Genomic DNA, 15,804 nt, shown 5'->3' with positions numbered 1-15,804 from the left:
ATCGAATCCGTCGAGAGAATACCAGGAGAGAGGGTTCCCATGAGGACGACTACGCTATCATTGCGCGCGCTGGCGATACTTGGCGCGGGTTTCACATTACTGCCGCAGGCCGCCATGGCCCAGTCGACCGCCGACGACGGCGACATGATCGATAATGCCGATGTCGACAGCACCACGCCGGTGATCGTCGTGACCGCACAGGGACGCGAGCAAAATCTTGCCGATGTCCCCGTCGCGATCTCGGCAGTCTCGGCGGAAACGCTCGAGAATTCGGGCACCAGCGACATTCGCGAACTCAACCAGGTCGCGCCCTCGCTGCTGGTCTCCTCGACGGGCAACGAAGCCAATGGTTCGGCCCGTATCCGCGGCATCGGAACCGTGGGCGACAACCCCGGTCTCGAAAGCTCGGTTGCGGTCTTCGTCGACGGTGTCTATCGTTCGCGTTCGGGTAACGCACTGTCCGAGCTTGGCCCGCTCGACCGGATCGAAATCCTGCGCGGCCCGCAGGGCACGCTGGGCGGCCGCAACTCCTCGGCCGGCATGATCTCGATCTACACGGCCAAGCCCGAATTCGATTTCGGCGGCTATGCCAATTTCACCTATGGCAATTACGATGCGATCCGCGTCGAAGGCGGCGTGACCGCTCCGGTGGGTGATACGGTCGCCGCCCGCGTCGACGGCGTCTTCTTCCGCCGTGACGGTTTCTACAACGACGTGATCAACGACACCGATGTCAACAATCGCGATCGCTATCTCGTCCGCGCCCAGGCGCTGTTCGAGCCCACCGATTCACTGACGTTCCGCCTCATTGGCGATTATTCGAAGAAAGACGAGGCATGCTGCGCGGCGACCTTCGTGCAGCCGAGCTTCGCCCCGCTCGCCCGGCTCAGCGACGATCTGCCGCCGGTTTCGGCTGATGCGAAATTCGATTATCCGGGCACTGCGACGCCGGCGCTTACTGACCCTGCCAACCCCATCATCCCGATCCTGCTCGGCCTCGGTCAGAACCCGGCAGCGCTCAACCAGTCGACCTTCAACCGCAATATCTATGTCACGCCGGGCCGCAGCTATGCTGGCTCGACCGAGGATTACGGCATTTCGGGCGAGCTGAACTGGGATTTCGGCAACGCCACGTTGACCTCGATCACCGCCTATCGCGAATATGAGAACACCCAGGCGTCCGACACCGATTACACCCAGGTCGATATTCTTTACCGTGCCCCGGGCGACTTCGCCGGTGCGCGTGAGTTCAAGACCTTCACGCAGGAACTGCGTCTCAACGGAACGGTCTTCAACGATCGTCTCGACTGGCTCGTTGGCGGTTATTACGCCAACGAAGACCTGCAGACCCGCGACAATCTTCGCTTCGGCACGCAGTATGGCGCGTTCGCACCCTGCCGCATCGTGAATGCGGTAAATCCCGCACTCGCCAATCCTCTGGCAACCGGATGCATCGGTGCAGGCGGCCGTGCCGTTCTACAGGGGGCCAATGGCGGTGCCGGCGCCTTCGGGCCTGCCACGCCGCTGATCTTCGCAGGTCTCGACCGGCTTTCTCAGATCAACGATCTCGGAAGCACGGGCGATGTCTACAACCAGACGAGCGAGAACTTCGCGCTCTTCACGCACAATATCTTCCACGTCACCGATACGCTCGATCTGACCCTTGGCCTTCGCTACACCAACGAGACCAAGGATTTCGACGCATCCTTCGCCAATGACAACGTCATCTGTCCGCAGAACCGTGCCTTGCTCAACGGGCTTCTCGCTGTGCCGAGCCTAGCCGGTCTTGCCGGAGGCATCATCTCGCTGTCCTGTCAGGGCAATTCGACGTCCGAACTGGACGGCGTGACGCTCGAAGACAGCCGTGACGAGGACGAATTCACGGGCACTGCGATCCTCAGCTGGAAGCCGGTAGACGACTTGCTTGTCTACGGATCCTATTCGCGCGGCTACAAGGCGGGCGGTTACAACCTCGACCGCTCGGCGCTTGCGCTTCCCGTGGCGTTCAACGTCAACACGATCAATCCTGCCGCGCTGCAGTTCGAGGAAGAAACGGTCGATGCCTATGAAATCGGCCTGAAATACCAGGAGCGCATGTGGGGCGCGAGCCTTTCGCTCTTCCGTCAGGAATTCAGCAATTTCCAGCTGAACACCTTCAACGGTTCGGTGTTCGTAGTCCAGAACATCAATGGCTGCGACACCGATCTCGGCGGGCTCGATCGTGACAACAGCGGCACCACCGGCGCCTGCGATGCCGACAACATCGCCCCCGGCGTGGTTTCGCAGGGCTTTGAATTCGAAGCGAATCTGCGTCCTGCCAATTCGCTGGTCTTCACCGTCGGCCTGACCCGTGCGGACACCGAATTCGCCGACAATCTGGTGGGTAGCGAAGATGGCACCCCGCTCGATCCGGCGCTGCGGCTGCTTCCCGGCGATCAGATGTCGAATGCCCCGGCATGGGTCGCGACGAGCTCGCTCACTTGGACACCGGACATCGGCACCAGCGGCATGAAGGGCCTGTTCTACATCAATGCCCGCACCACCAGCGATTACAACACCGGTTCCGACCTGCTCTACGGCAAGGAACAGGATGGCTACACGCTGGTGAATTACCGCGTCGGCCTGACCAATATCGCCGACCGGTTTGCGATCGAAGGCTGGGTGAACAATCTGTTTGACCAGAACTATTCGCAGGTTGCCTTCAATACGCCGTTCGTGGCCGAACAGCAGACCTACTCCGCTTATCTCGCGGAACCACGCACTTACGGCGTTACCCTGCGCGCAGAATTCTGAGCGTAGTCCACATGAAACAGAAAAGGGCGCTTTCGGGCGCCCTTTTTTGCGTCCTCAGCCGGAAAGTGGGGGATTTGCCCTAGTCGCGCTCGCCGAAGAGCGCGGTGCCCACGCGCACATGGGTTGCACCCATCATGATGGCGGTCTCGTAATCGCCGCTCATACCCATGCTCCTGCCGTCGAGACCATGGTCGCGCGCCAGCTTGTCGAGGAAAGCGAAAAAGGGCGCAGGCTCGATCTCGGCAGGGGGCAGGCACATCAGCCCGGCAAGCGGGATATCCGCATCGCGTGCCTGCCGCAGCAAGTCCGGCAATTCGCCTACCGGGCAACCGCCCTTCTGCGGCTCGTCGCCCACATCGACCTGCACGAAGCAGGGGACCTGTCGGCCGGTCTTGTCGAAGGCCTTGGCCAGCGCTTTCACGAGGCTCGGCCGGTCGAGCGAATGGATAACGTCGAACAGAGCCGCGGCGTCCTCTGCCTTGTTCGATTGAAGCTGGCCGACAAGGTGAAGGCGAACGCCGGGATGTTCCTCGCGCAAAGCGGGCCATTTCTCCTGCGCTTCCTGAACCCGGTTCTCGCCGAAATGGCGCTGCCCTTCGATCAGTAGCGGTTCGATGGCAGCGGCGGGATGGCGCTTGCTAACCGCGACTAGAGTAACTTCGCCGGGATCGCGCCGCGTACGTTTGCAGCTGGCCTGAATATTGTGGAGGACCGATTGAAGCGGAGTGTCTGCCTTTTCCATGGCACTGCGCTATAGCGATTGCATGACCGCGCGCCAGACCCTGCCCCTGCTTTGGCTGCTTTCCGACCTGCGGAACGATGCCGGATTGGAACGCGCTTTGGCAAATCTTCCCCGGGGTTCGGGTTTCGTCTTCCGCCATTATCACCTTTCCGGCTCTCAGCGGCGGGGCCGTTTCGATACATTGGCCGATGTGGCTCGCAGCCATGGCCATACGGTCGTGCTCGCCGGCAATGAGGCCGGGAGCGGAGAGTGGAGCGCGGACGGCTTTTACGGTGCGCAGCGCAGCGACCGCCCAGGCCTGTGGCTGGCGACAGCCCATGATGCCGACGAGATCCGCGCGGCGGAAGAAGGGCGCGCGGACGGCGTGTTCCTTTCGCCGGTCTTCCCGACTGCCTCGCACCCCGGCGCGCCCACGCTGGGAGTGGACGCATTCCGCAAATTGGCTACACGGACGTCGGTGCCGGTGATTGCGCTCGGGGGCATGACCCATGATCGCGCCGCCCAATTGCAGTGGCCGCGCTGGGGCGCCATCGACGGACTCGCTTCGGCGAACGCTGCTTGACGCAGGAGTCCTGCTGGACTCATACTGGGCATCAAGACGGAAGAAGGGAATTTTCATGGCTTCGCGCGCAAGCGCCCGACCCGATTGGCGTGCGGCTTTTCGCCGTTCGCTGCGCCGCGCCACCCACATGGCCGGGGCCGGTGCGCTGTTCGCGCTGCTCGTCTTTCTGACCCTGGCGCTGGCAAGTTACAGTCAGACCGATCCCAGCGTATCTACGGCTGCTTCGGGCGAAGAGATTTCGAACTGGATGGGTGCGAGCGGGGCCTGGGCCGCCGAACGTGCGCTCTTCTACTTCGGCCTTCCCGCGTTGCTGCTGCTGCCCATGCTCTGGATTTCCGCCCGCCGGCTGTGGACCGGGGTGGAGGATCCCGAAGAGGAGGAGACGCCCGGCAAATGGTGGCCTACATTCGGCCTGCTGCTGCTTGCCATGCTTTTGCTCGGTTCGGTGGTGTCGCTGCTGTTCGAAGAAAGTCCGGGTCCGTTTCCGGCGGGCGCGGGCGGTCTTGCCGGTCTGCTGGGCGCAGGTGCGATCGAGGCCGTGGCCACGCGGTTCGGCGGAAGTTTTTCGGGCTGGATCATCGCGCTGCTGGGCCTTGTCGCGCTGGGCGGCGGGCTGGCGCTGGTCACGCGCGTCTTCGCCATCGACTGGGCGCAGTTCTTCACTTTGCCCGAAATCCTCAAGCGGCGCCCGCAGCTGTCGGACATCGATTTGCCGCTGGGCCCGAAAAAGCAGAAGCGCGCCAAACCGCCGATTGCCGAGGACGAAGACGACCTGCCCGCCGAAGAGAGCGAAACCAGGGCCGCCCGGCGCGTGCCTGAAATCGCCGATCCCGTTGCCGCGCCGGTGCAATCGGGCACTGCCAAGCCAAGACAGCGCGACATGTTCGCCAATTACGAACTGCCCAGCAACGATCTGCTTGCCGATGCGCCCGAACAGAAGGCCGCCAAGCTCGACAAGATCGCGCTGGAACGCAATGCGCGGCTGCTCGAGAATGTGCTCGACGATTTCAACGTAAAGGGCGAGATCACGGCCGTTCGCGCCGGGCCGGTGGTGACGATGTACGAACTGGAGCCTGCGCCGGGCATCAAGGCCAGCCGCGTGGTCGGCCTGGCCGAAGACATCGCCCGCAATATGAGCGCGATCAGCGCGCGCGTGTCGCCCATTCCGGGCAAGACCGTGATCGGCATCGAACTGCCCAATGCCGACCGCCAGATGGTCAGCTACAAGGAACTGGCGACCTCGAGCGCCTTTGTCGACCATAAGGGCAGCCTGCCGATGATCCTGGGCAAGGACATCGCCGGCGAACCGATCATCGCCGATCTGGCCGCCATGCCTCACCTCCTCGTCGCAGGTACGACGGGTTCGGGTAAGTCGGTTGGGCTGAATGCGATTCTCTTGTCGCTGCTCTATCGCTTCACGCCCGACGAGTGCCGCCTGATCCTGATCGATCCCAAGGTGTTGGAGCTCAAGACCTACGACGACATCCCGCATCTTCTCAGCCCCGTGGTGACCGAGCCCGCCAAATCGGTGCGCGCGCTCAAATGGGCGGTCGAGGAGATGGAGAAACGCTATCGCATGATGTCCTCCGTCAACTCGCGCAACATCGCGGGGTTCAACGACAAGGTGCGGGCGGCGGCGGCCAAGGGCACGCCGCTCGGCCGCCGGGTCCAGACCGGCTTCGATCCGGAGACTGGCGAGGAACTCTACGAGGAAGAGCAGCTCGATTACGAACCGTTGCCGCTGATCGTCCTGATCGTCGACGAACTGGCCGACCTCATGGTCACGGTAGGCAAGGAAATTGAAGTGCTGATCCAGCGCCTTTCGCAAAAAAGCCGCGCGGCGGGCATCCATCTTATCATGGCGACGCAGCGTCCGTCGGTCGACGTCATCACCGGCGTCATCAAGGCCAATCTGCCGACCCGGATCAGCTTCAAGGTGACGAGCCGGATCGACAGCCGCACCATTCTGGGCGAACAGGGCGCCGAGCAATTGCTGGGCAAGGGCGACATGCTCTACAAGCCCAACACGGGCGCGGTAGTGCGCGTGCATGGCCCCTTCGTGGCCGACGACGAGGTCGAACGCGTGGCGGATCACTGGCGCGAACAGGGCAAGCCCGATTACGTCGATGCCGTGACCGAAGAGCCCGAAGAAGGCGGCTTCAATTTCGAGGACGAATTCACGGCGAGCGACAATCCCGAAGAACGCAAGTACCGCCAGGCCTGCCAGATCGTGATCGAGAACCAGAAGGCGAGCGGAAGCTGGCTCCAGCGCCAGATGGGCGTAGGGTATAACACTGCGGCCAAATGGATCGAACGGATGGAAAGCGAAGGGCTGGTCGGCCCGGCCAACCATGTCGGTCGGCGCGAGATTTTCCGCGACCAGGACGGCAACCCGATTTAAGGGCAAGTGATGGACGCCGTTACCCGCAATCCATCCGCCGACGAAGAGGCTGAACGCGCCGCCCGCTGGGTATTCTCGCCCATCGGCCGGGGCGTGGCACAGGTGCGCCACTATTGGCGGACCAATGTGCGCACCGGTGTCGATCATCAGGAAGTGATCGCCAAGATCGCACTCGAGTGCCCGATGACCGCGCGGTACATGCTGATGACGATGATGTCGGCGGGTATCGCCATCCTCGGGCTGCTGCTGTCGTCAGGAGCCGTGGTCATCGGCGCCATGCTGCTTTCGCCCCTGATGAGCCCGATCCTCGGGGTCGGTTTCGCGCTGGCGACCGGCAAGCAGAAATGGCTGCGCATCAGCGCCAAGACCTTGGCGCTCGGGAGCATTGTCGCGGTTCTGTTCGCCGCGCTGATCGTGCTGGTGTCGCCGCTGCAGACGGTGACGGAAGAAATCGCGTCGCGCACCCGGCCGAACCTGCTCGACCTGCTGGTGGCGCTGTTCTCCTCCATCGCCGGATCCTATGCGATGATCCGCGGACGCGAAGGCACCATCGTCGGCGTGGCCATTGCAACGGCCTTGATGCCGCCGCTGGCCGTGGTGGGCTTCGGGCTCGCGACGCTCAACTGGACGGTTTTCTTCGGCGCGCTCGGCCTATTCGTGACCAACTGCCTGACCATCGCGCTGACCGCCACGATCATGGCGCGCCTCTATGGCTTCCGCACTAGCCTCTCCACGCGGCAGGGCTGGTTCCAGAATGTCGGCATCTTCATGATCTTCGTTGCTCTGGCGATCCCGTTGGGCTTGTCGCTGCGACAGATTGCGTGGGAGACCAATTCCCAGCGGATCGTGCGCAATGCGATCCAGGCGGAATTCGGTTCGCGCGCCAGGATCAGCGAACAGACGATCGACTGGGACAGCGAACCGCTCAACATCACGGCCACGGTCTTCACCCCCGATTTCGATACGGGCGCGAACGGTGATCTTTCCAAGACACTTCAGCAAGAGCTTGGCCGCGAGGTCAGCGTAAACGTCGAACAATTGCGCGTCGGTGCCGACCCGGGGGCCGCCGAGCAGGCCGAACTGGCCCGTGCCCGCGCCGCCGAGCAGGCTGCCGCGACCGAGCGCCAGATCTCCACGCTGGTCGACCGTATGGCGATGGCCGCCGGCGTCGATCGTTCCGCCGTCCTGCTCGACCGCGATACGCGCATTGTCTCTGCCAATGCCAAACCTCTGCCGGGCCTTGCGCTCGAAGGCTATCGCGATCTCGAAGAACGCGTAATCGGCGATACGCCCGGATGGCAGGTCAGATTGCGACCCCCTCTACTTGCGCTACCCTCCGTTACGCTGGGCGAGGATGGTCCGGACGATGCCGGGATCGCGGCGGAAAAGACCGTGCTCTGGGCCGCACGGCGAATCGATCTGCCCTTGATATTGAGCGGGCCTGCACAGCAGACAAAGGCGCTGGCCACGCGCCTGCGCGGAGAGGGAATCGAGATTGCGCAAGTCGATGAGGCTGATGGCGAGCAGATCGCAATCCGCTGGGCCCCTGTTCCGCAATAAGCTTGCGTCCGTGCCTCCTTTGCTTGCTGGGCGATAGCTAGGCTTGTACCTCCCTCCGCAAGAGAAGGAGTTCGCCTAATGCGTGTCGGTTGCCCCAAGGAAATCAAGAACCACGAATATCGCGTCGGCCTGACGCCGGAGAGCGCGAAGGAGCTGATTGTTCAGGGCAATGAGGTCTGGATCGAGACTCAGGCCGGCTGCGGCATCGATGCGACCGATGAACAATATATCGAGGCGGGGGCAAAGATCGTCGACACGGCGGACGAGATTTTCGCCGAATGCGAGATGGTGGTGAAGGTCAAGGAACCGCAGGCCGTAGAACGGGCCAAGCTGCGCGAAGGTCAGATCCTCTATACCTACCTTCACCTCGCGCCCGATCCGGAGCAGACAAAGGATCTCGTCGACAGCGGCGTGACGGCGATTGCCTATGAAACCGTGACCGGGGCCAACGGCCAGCTTCCGCTCCTCAAGCCCATGAGTCAGGTGGCCGGGCGCATGAGCGTCCAGGCTGGGGCGAGCGCGCTCGAGAAGGCCCATGGGGGCCGCGGCGTTCTGTTGGGCGGCGTACCGGGCGTGATGCCGGGCAAGGTCGTGGTGATCGGCGGCGGTGTCGTCGGTTTCAACGCGGCGCAGATGGCGGCCGGTCTTGGGGCGGACGTCACCATTCTGGACCGCGATCCCGATGTGCTGGAAAAGGTCGGCACCCATTTCGAATCGCGCGCCAGCACCCGGTTCTCCAACCAGGCGAATCTTTATGATGCGGTCTGCAGCGCTGATCTGGTGATCGGTGCCGTGCTGATACCCGGCGCGGCGGCTCCCAAGCTGGTGACCCGTGAAATGCTCAAGGACATGCAAACCGGGGCAGTGCTGGTCGACGTCGCGATCGATCAGGGCGGATGTTTCGAGACATCCAAGCCGACGACGCATGCCGACCCCACTTACGTGGTGGATGACATCGTCCATTATTGCGTCGCCAACATGCCCGGTGCCGTAGCGCGCACGAGCACCTATGCCTTGAACAACGTAACCCTGCCGCATGCCTTGCGCATTGCCCGTCTGGGATGGAAGAAGGCGCTCGCTGCGGACCCTTATCTGGCCGAAGGACTGAACGTCCATGCCGGCGAAGTTACCTATGAAGCGGTCGCGCGCGAACTGGGTTATGGCTATCGCCCCGTCGCCGAGGTCCTGACGGCCTAAAATCGCGGTTTCATGCGGCAACACAAGTTTAACGTGCCATTAGGAAAATAATGCGTATCGGGGCTCTCAATGGGAAGGGCCCTGATCGCAGTCTTGCGGTCTGCTTCATGGCGGGCTGCGGCAATCACCGTGCTTTGCGCGGCGATGCTGCTCGTCCCGGCCAAGCTTCGCGCGGTCGAAGAATTCCCGCCCGGATCGATATGCCGTATCTCTGTCGAGACTGACGTATCCTATAGCGAGACAGCTCAGAGGCCTCGAGACTGGGATTGTGGCAGCGATCCATACCGGTGGGATACCCAACGCGATATCATCCGGTATGATCTGCGCAATTTCTCCGGCACCGCCGCGTATCCGCGTTATGCGACATTCGAGCGGTTCGAGTTCGACCGGCTGACCATCATGGTTGAAGCTGTCGATGGAAAAATAGTGTCACGCAGCTTTGGTTTTCACGATGTGCCATTAGGTTCGTCGAGCCTTCAGGCAGTGGTGGAACTGCCCGATACCGGGGGGCCACTGAAAACAATCGCGGTGATTCACGACGGCGAATATTCCCCCGATGCCTTGCTCGACCTCAAATTTTCTCAAAAGAACGATGGGTCCGCAGTCGTCGGCTACTTTCAACTGCTGGCGGTACTCATCTGCGGATTGCTGCTCACACCGGCCATTTTCGACCTGATATTTTCTAGGGCTCTGCGCGAGCCGTTCCTGCTTTACCACAGCCTTTTCTGCGTTATGGCCGTGGTCCAGACCGCTGCCGTATCCGGCTTGCTGCCGCTGTTGATCGACCTGTCTTATGACGCCGAACTGACGATCACCTATCTCAGTCTCGATTTCATGATCGCTGCGACCATCCTGTTCGCTTACCATTTCATCGAACCAAGAAGGCTGGCCGCCGGGAGGCGTCGCTGGTTGCTTGTCCTGTCGGCTTTTGCGGTTCTGAACGGTCTCGGCGGGACGTTCCTCATCGACTGGATTCCAGATCTGATCGATTATCTGTATTTTGGAGGTCTGATGCTGACCTTCGGGGCCTATTTCGCGCTGCTCCTGACGGCTCGCGGAAATGGGAGCAGGGTTGCGCCTTATCTCCTGTGGGGAATCGGCCCGCTATTTCTCGTTATTCTGGCGCAAACCTTCAACGTTTACGTATTCGGCGCCTCGGCCCATTTCGATGAAACCTGGCTGCAAAATCTGGCTTTGTTGTTCGAGGTCCTGGCGACGGCTCTTGCGGTCGCGGACCGCTTCCTCATTATCCGGCGTCAGCGCGATCGCGCTCTTGTGACCGCACGCGATCTGGAAGCTATCACCGAGCATGACGAGCTCACCGGGCTACGGAATCGCCGATCGCTTGAAATTCGCTATCCAGACTTGGTCAAAGAGGGTTTTACTGCGCTTGCGCTGGTCGATCTGGACGATTTCAAGGCCATAAACGACGATTTCGGCCACCCCGTGGGGGACCGCGTCATTCAAAGCGCTGCCTGGGCGCTTAGCCCGGGAGACGACGACGACCTTATCGCTTTCCGGATGGGCGGCGAGGAATTCCTGCTGTTTCTTCGCGGAAAGGATGCGGCAGAAAAAGCCGCGGCGCGGCGCAAGGCAATGACGGCTCGCATCCTGGCGGAAGTGGATGAAGTCGACCGGCCAGTAACGGCGAGCATGGGCTTCGTGGATTTTGGCGATCTCGCCAGCGCCGAAGCGACGGAAAGCTTCGGCAAGCTCTACGTGTTGGCCGATCGATTGCTGTACGATGCCAAATGTTCGGGACGCGATGCGGCAGAGATGGAGAAGCTGCGTGCCGAAGACCCTATTCCCCGCTTCTCGCACCAGGCGGCGGAATGACCTGCGGCGCGTAAGGCGATCAGCGAAAAGGCTCCAGGATTTCGGGGCGCACACGGACCAGGCGGTTGCTTTCCCGATCGAGCATCGCCCAGGTCGTCGCTGCGGAGATGATGACTTTACCGGCGGCATTGCGGAAATCGACCCTGCGGACCGAAGTCGCGCCCTTGGGCTGGCCCTCGATCCAGGTTTCCGCAGTCACTGTCTCGCCTTCTGCCACATTGCCGCGATAATCGATCTCGTGCCGGGTCACGACCCAGAAGAAGCGCGCGCTATCCTCGGGTGCGGCGACCTCTTCCCAATTGGTGACCGCGATGTCCTGAATCCAGCGTACCCAGACGGCGTTGTTCACATGACCAAGCTCGTCGATATGTTCGGCAAGGGCGGTGAAGGTCCTCTCGAAACGCCTGCTCATTTCGCCTCGCCCATCTGCCACAAGATGAAAGCGTATTCTTCCGCCACTTCATAAATCGACGCGAAGCGGCCCGACTTGCCGCCGTGGCCTGCGCCCATGTTGGTCTTGAGCAGCAGTTCGTTATCGTCGGTCTTGAATTCGCGCAGCTTGGCAACCCACTTGGCAGGTTCCCAGTAAGTCACGCGCGGATCGTTCAGGCCAGCGGTGACCAGCAGCGGCGGATAATCCTGCGCAGCCACCTGATCGTAGGGCGAATAGGACAGGATATAGGCGAAGGCCTGTTTGCTCTCGATCGGATTGCCCCATTCGGGCCATTCGCCCGGGGTGAGCGGAAGGTCCTTGTCGAGCATGGTCGAAAGCACGTCCACGAAAGGCACGTGTGCGACCACCGCTCCCCACAGCTCCGGATTGGTGTTGAGCACTACGCCCATCAATTCGCCGCCCGCCGAGCCGCCGCTAGCGCTGATGCGGCCTTGCGCCGTGTAGCCTTGGGCAATCAGCCCCTTCGCCACATCAACGAAATCGTTGAAGGTGTTGGTGCGCTCGTTGAGCTTGCCCTGCAGATACCAGTTGCGCCCGAGATCGTCGCCGCCGCGAATATGCGCGATTGCGAAGGCATAGCCGCGATCGACGAGGCTGAGGCGCGTGGTCGAGAAATTGGGCGGATAGGCAAAACCGTAGGCGCCATAGGCATAGAGATGCAGCGGCCCGCCGGCCTCGCGATCCTTACGGCTGACGATGGATACCGGAACCGGCGTGCCGTCGCGTGCAGCAATCTCGATCCGCTCGACCTGATAGAGGTTCGCATCGTAGCCGCTCGGGATTTCCTGCTGCTTGAGCAGTTCCAGCTGGGCGGTATCGACATGGTAGTCATAGACCGAACCGGGCGTGACCATGCTTTCATAGGCAAGCCGCAGCCGGTCGGTTTGATATTCAGGATTGTTCGACAGGCCGGTCGAGAAGCTCGCTTCGGTAAAGGCGATGGGCTTGACCAGATTGGGGTCGGTGTAACTGCGCAGCTGAATCTGGTCGAGCCCGCGCAGACGGCCTTCGGTGACATAGAAATCCTTGAACAGCTCGAACCCGTCGAGATAGAATTCGTCCGACCCCGCGATCAGCGTGGTCCATTCACCGGGTGCGTCGAGGCTAGCCGTGGCGAGGCGGAAGTTCAGGTGATCGTCATTGGTGTGGACATAGAGGACTGCCTCGTCATCCTCGGTGCGGAGATCGACATCGTATTCGCGGCCCGTCTTGCGCGGGGCCACAAGGATCTGCTCGCCGGTCGGATCATCTGCCCGCACCAGCCGCACTTCGCTGGTCTCGTTGTCACCGGTTGAAATGATCAGCCAGTCTTCCTGCGCCGACAGCCCCGCATCGACGCGAAAGCCATCATTTTCCGTTTCACGGTAGAGTTCGACATCGTCCGCGATCGGCGTGCCGAGCACATGCATCGTCGCATCGTGGACGCGCCACTGGTCATTGGCCAGGCCATAGACGACCGCCGTGTCGTTCATGACCCACGCAAGCCCGGTCAGCGTGCCGGGGATTTCGTCCGGCAGAAGCTCGCCAGTCTCCAGATCCTTGATACGGGCGGTAAAGCGTTCCGACCCATTGGTGTCCGCCGAATAAGCGAGAAAGCGACCGTTCTTGGAAACGGAGAAGGCGCCGAGGCGGAAATATTCGTGCCCTTCCGCCAGTTCGTTCTCATCCAGGATCAGCACGGGCTCTCCGCCCGCCACCGGTTTTCGGTAGTATTTGCGGTATTCCTTGCCCTGCTCGAATTCGGACCAGTACAGCCAGTCGCCATCCTTTTGGGGGACGCTGCTCTCGTCTTCCTTCACCCGCGCCTTCATTTCCTCGTACAGCTCGTCGACCAGCGCCTGCTGCGGGGCCATGCGTGCCTCGAACCACGCGTTTTCTGCCTTCAGATGCTCCAGCACCTCCGCGTCGTCGATGGTGGGATAACTCTCGTCCTTCAGCCAGTGATAGGGATCAGAAATCGTGATCCCGTGGTGCGAATAGGAATAGTCGCGCTTTTCGGCGGTCGGCGGAGAGGTGGGGGCAGTCACGGATGTCCCTTCGTTGGATTGGGCATGGATTGGTGCGGCCTGGGCCAGCACGGCGACAGATAGGCATGCGACCAGTCGGTTGAAAGTCACGGAACACCCTTCTTGAATGGCACAAAGCTGGAAAGACCGGCGGTAAGCGCCTATTGACGAAGATGTGATTATGCGCGGCCACTGTCGGCCGCAAGTGCTGCTTCGCTTCTGCGCCCGGCAGCCCGATGAAAGGATTATCGCCCATGCTTATGCAGACCCATGAAGCCCGTCTCGACGCGCTGCGCACCGAACTCGACAAGCGCGGCCTCGACGGTTTCGTCATCCCCATTTCCGACGAACATATGAGCGAATACGTCGGCTCCTACGCCCAGCGCCTGCACTGGCTGACCGGCTTCGGCGGCAGCGCCGGTAGCGCGGCGGTCCTGCGGGAAAAGGCCGCCATGTTCACCGACGGCCGCTACACTGTGCAGGTGCGCGAACAAGTCGATGGCAAGCTCTACGACTATGAAGACGTGCCGGCGACCTCGCCTGCCAAATGGATCGCTGCCAATGCACCCAAGGGGGCGAAGATCGGCTACGATGCCTGGCTTCACGGTGTCGATTGGGCGGAAAATGCGGAAAAGCTGTTCGCCAAGAAAGGCATCGAACTGGTCGCGGTCGATGGCAATCCGATCGATGCGGTCTGGGCCGATCGCCCGCAGCCTTCGCTGGAACCGGGCGTTCCGCATGATGACAAATTCGCGGGCAGATCCAGCGCCGACAAGCGCGCCGAAGTGGCCGACTGGCTGAAGAGCGAAGGGTACGATGCGACGGTGATTACCGCGCTCGATTCGGTGGCCTGGCTGCTGAACATGCGCGGCGTCGATGTCGACAATACGCCCGTCGCCCTTTCCTATGTCCTTGCCCATGCAGACGGGACGGCGGAGCTCTTCATCGCGCCGGAGAAGGTTACACCGGAACTCACCCAGCATCTCGGCAATGCCGTGCGTGTTCGTGACCGCGCCGATTTCCAGCCCGCGCTGGCAGCGCTGCAGGGCAAGACCGTCGCAGTCGACCCCAAGCATGCCGTGGCCGGTATCTTCCACGCGTTGGAGCAGGGCGGGGCCAAGATCGTGCGCGACGCTGATCCCGCGGTTCTGCCCAAGGCGATCAAGAACCCGGCGGAACAGCAGGGCCACCGCGATGCACAGGCGCGCGACGGCGCTGCCGTGGTGAAATATCTGCGCTGGATAGAAGAGAATGCACCTTCGGGGAACGTCGACGAACTAACCGCGGCTGCCAAGTTGCGCGAATTCCGTGGCCTCAGCCCGGATATGAAGGACACCAGCTTCGACACCATCAGTGCCGCTGCCGGCCACGCCGCGCTGCCGCATTACAAGGTCGACGAGGATAGCAACATCACAATCCCGCCCTCCAGCATCTATCTGTGCGATTCGGGCGGCCAGTATCCTGACGGCACCACCGACATCACGCGGACCGTCTGGGTTGGTCCCGGCGAACCGAGTGCGGAAATGATCGATCGCAACACGCGTGTGCTGAAAGGTCACATCGAACTCGACCGGGCCCGTTTCCCCGACCAGACCACCGGCGGTGCGCTCGACGTGCTCGCGCGTATGCATCTGTGGGCGGCCGGCGTCGATTACGGCCACGGCACCGGCCATGGTGTCGGCAGTTACCTTGCCGTGCACGAGGGCCCTCAGCGCATCTCCAAGCCCGGCGGCGCCTTTCCCGGCACGGAAACTCCGCTGAGCGAGGGCATGATCCTTTCGAACGAGCCGGGTTATTACAAGGCCAATGAATTCGGCATCCGGATCGAAAACCTGGTGCTGGTCGTCGATGCAGAAATCGATGGGGCTGAAGGAAAGTATCTGACCTTCGAAACGCTGACCCATGTGCCGCTGGACCGCCGTCTGGTCGACAAATCGATGCTGACCCCGCAGGAAATCGAGTGGTGGAATAGCTACCACGCCAAAACGCGGGAGATCCTTGCGCCGCAGCTCGAGGGCGAAGATCTGGCATGGCTCGAACGCGAGTGCGCGCCCCTCTAGGAGACTGCTCCTTTCATGATGTCCCCTGGCCGCGTCTTGCGGGCAGGGGATGTTCGCCGTCATGCGGGGTTGGCGGACCGGTCGGGCCTTTCGCCCAAATGAACCGTCCTTTCGATGCGCGACATTCCGTTACAATTCATTGGGTCTTCGGGATAATGCTGCGACAATGGCAGCCTAGAAGAGTGGCATGAGC

10 protein-coding genes are annotated in these 15,804 nt (G+C 61.8%); 7 read left to right on the top strand and 3 right to left on the bottom strand.

What is annotated here, in order from left to right; all coding sequences use genetic code 11:
* Positions 1-39: 39 nt before the first annotated feature.
* Positions 40-2,793, top strand: a complete 2,754-nt coding sequence (locus ACI2I1_RS04895; RefSeq protein WP_404678137.1) for a TonB-dependent receptor — start codon at positions 40-42, stop codon at positions 2,791-2,793.
* A 79-nt stretch (positions 2,794-2,872) separates the two neighbouring features.
* On the opposite strand, the gene ACI2I1_RS04890 is transcribed toward ACI2I1_RS04895, so the two are convergent.
* Complete coding sequence (locus ACI2I1_RS04890; protein ID WP_404678136.1) at positions 2,873-3,535, bottom strand: YggS family pyridoxal phosphate-dependent enzyme; 663 nt, start codon at positions 3,533-3,535, stop codon at positions 2,873-2,875.
* Here ACI2I1_RS04890 and ACI2I1_RS04885 point away from each other — a divergent pair.
* From ACI2I1_RS04885 to ACI2I1_RS04865, 5 genes are all read left to right on the top strand, one after another.
* Positions 3,534-4,097, top strand: a complete 564-nt coding sequence (locus ACI2I1_RS04885; protein WP_404678135.1) for a thiamine phosphate synthase — start codon at positions 3,534-3,536, stop codon at positions 4,095-4,097. The genes ACI2I1_RS04890 and ACI2I1_RS04885 overlap by 2 nt on opposite strands.
* 55 nt (positions 4,098-4,152) lie before the next feature.
* Complete coding sequence (locus ACI2I1_RS04880; RefSeq protein WP_404678134.1) at positions 4,153-6,498, top strand: DNA translocase FtsK 4TM domain-containing protein; 2,346 nt, start codon at positions 4,153-4,155, stop codon at positions 6,496-6,498.
* A gap of 9 nt (positions 6,499-6,507) precedes the next feature.
* The gene (locus ACI2I1_RS04875; protein ID WP_404678133.1) at positions 6,508-8,058 is read left to right on the top strand and encodes a DUF389 domain-containing protein; all 1,551 of its coding nucleotides are present in this window, start codon (positions 6,508-6,510) and stop codon (positions 8,056-8,058) included.
* Positions 8,059-8,136: 78 nt separating this feature from the next.
* A complete protein-coding gene (ald, locus tag ACI2I1_RS04870) occupies positions 8,137-9,255 on the top strand; it encodes an alanine dehydrogenase (protein WP_221542527.1) in 1,119 nt (372 codons plus the stop codon).
* 144 nt (positions 9,256-9,399) lie between these two features.
* The gene (locus tag ACI2I1_RS04865; RefSeq protein ID WP_404678132.1) at positions 9,400-11,091 is read left to right on the top strand and encodes a diguanylate cyclase; all 1,692 of its coding nucleotides are present in this window, start codon (positions 9,400-9,402) and stop codon (positions 11,089-11,091) included.
* 19 nt (positions 11,092-11,110) lie between these two features.
* On the opposite strand, the gene ACI2I1_RS04860 is transcribed toward ACI2I1_RS04865, so the two are convergent.
* Both ACI2I1_RS04860 and ACI2I1_RS04855 read right to left on the bottom strand, forming a co-directional pair.
* Positions 11,111-11,503 (bottom strand): acyl-CoA thioesterase, encoded by a 393-nt coding sequence (locus tag ACI2I1_RS04860; RefSeq protein ID WP_404678131.1) that lies wholly within the window; start codon positions 11,501-11,503, stop codon positions 11,111-11,113.
* Complete coding sequence (locus tag ACI2I1_RS04855; RefSeq protein WP_404678344.1) at positions 11,500-13,623, bottom strand: S9 family peptidase; 2,124 nt, start codon at positions 13,621-13,623, stop codon at positions 11,500-11,502. Before ACI2I1_RS04855 ends, ACI2I1_RS04860 begins: the two co-directional genes overlap by 4 nt.
* A 182-nt stretch (positions 13,624-13,805) precedes the next feature.
* On the opposite strand from ACI2I1_RS04855, the gene ACI2I1_RS04850 reads away from it, so the two are divergent.
* Complete coding sequence (locus ACI2I1_RS04850) at positions 13,806-15,611, top strand: aminopeptidase P family protein (protein ID WP_404678130.1); 1,806 nt, start codon at positions 13,806-13,808, stop codon at positions 15,609-15,611.
* Positions 15,612-15,804 lie beyond the last annotated feature (193 nt).

Origin of the sequence: Qipengyuania sp. NPDC077563, from assembly GCF_044901345.1 — a bacterium.
Classification (GTDB): domain Bacteria; phylum Pseudomonadota; class Alphaproteobacteria; order Sphingomonadales; family Sphingomonadaceae; genus Qipengyuania; species Qipengyuania aestuarii.
The sequence above is the reverse complement of the archived record's forward strand: the minus strand, read 5'-3'. Positions and strand labels throughout refer to the sequence as shown.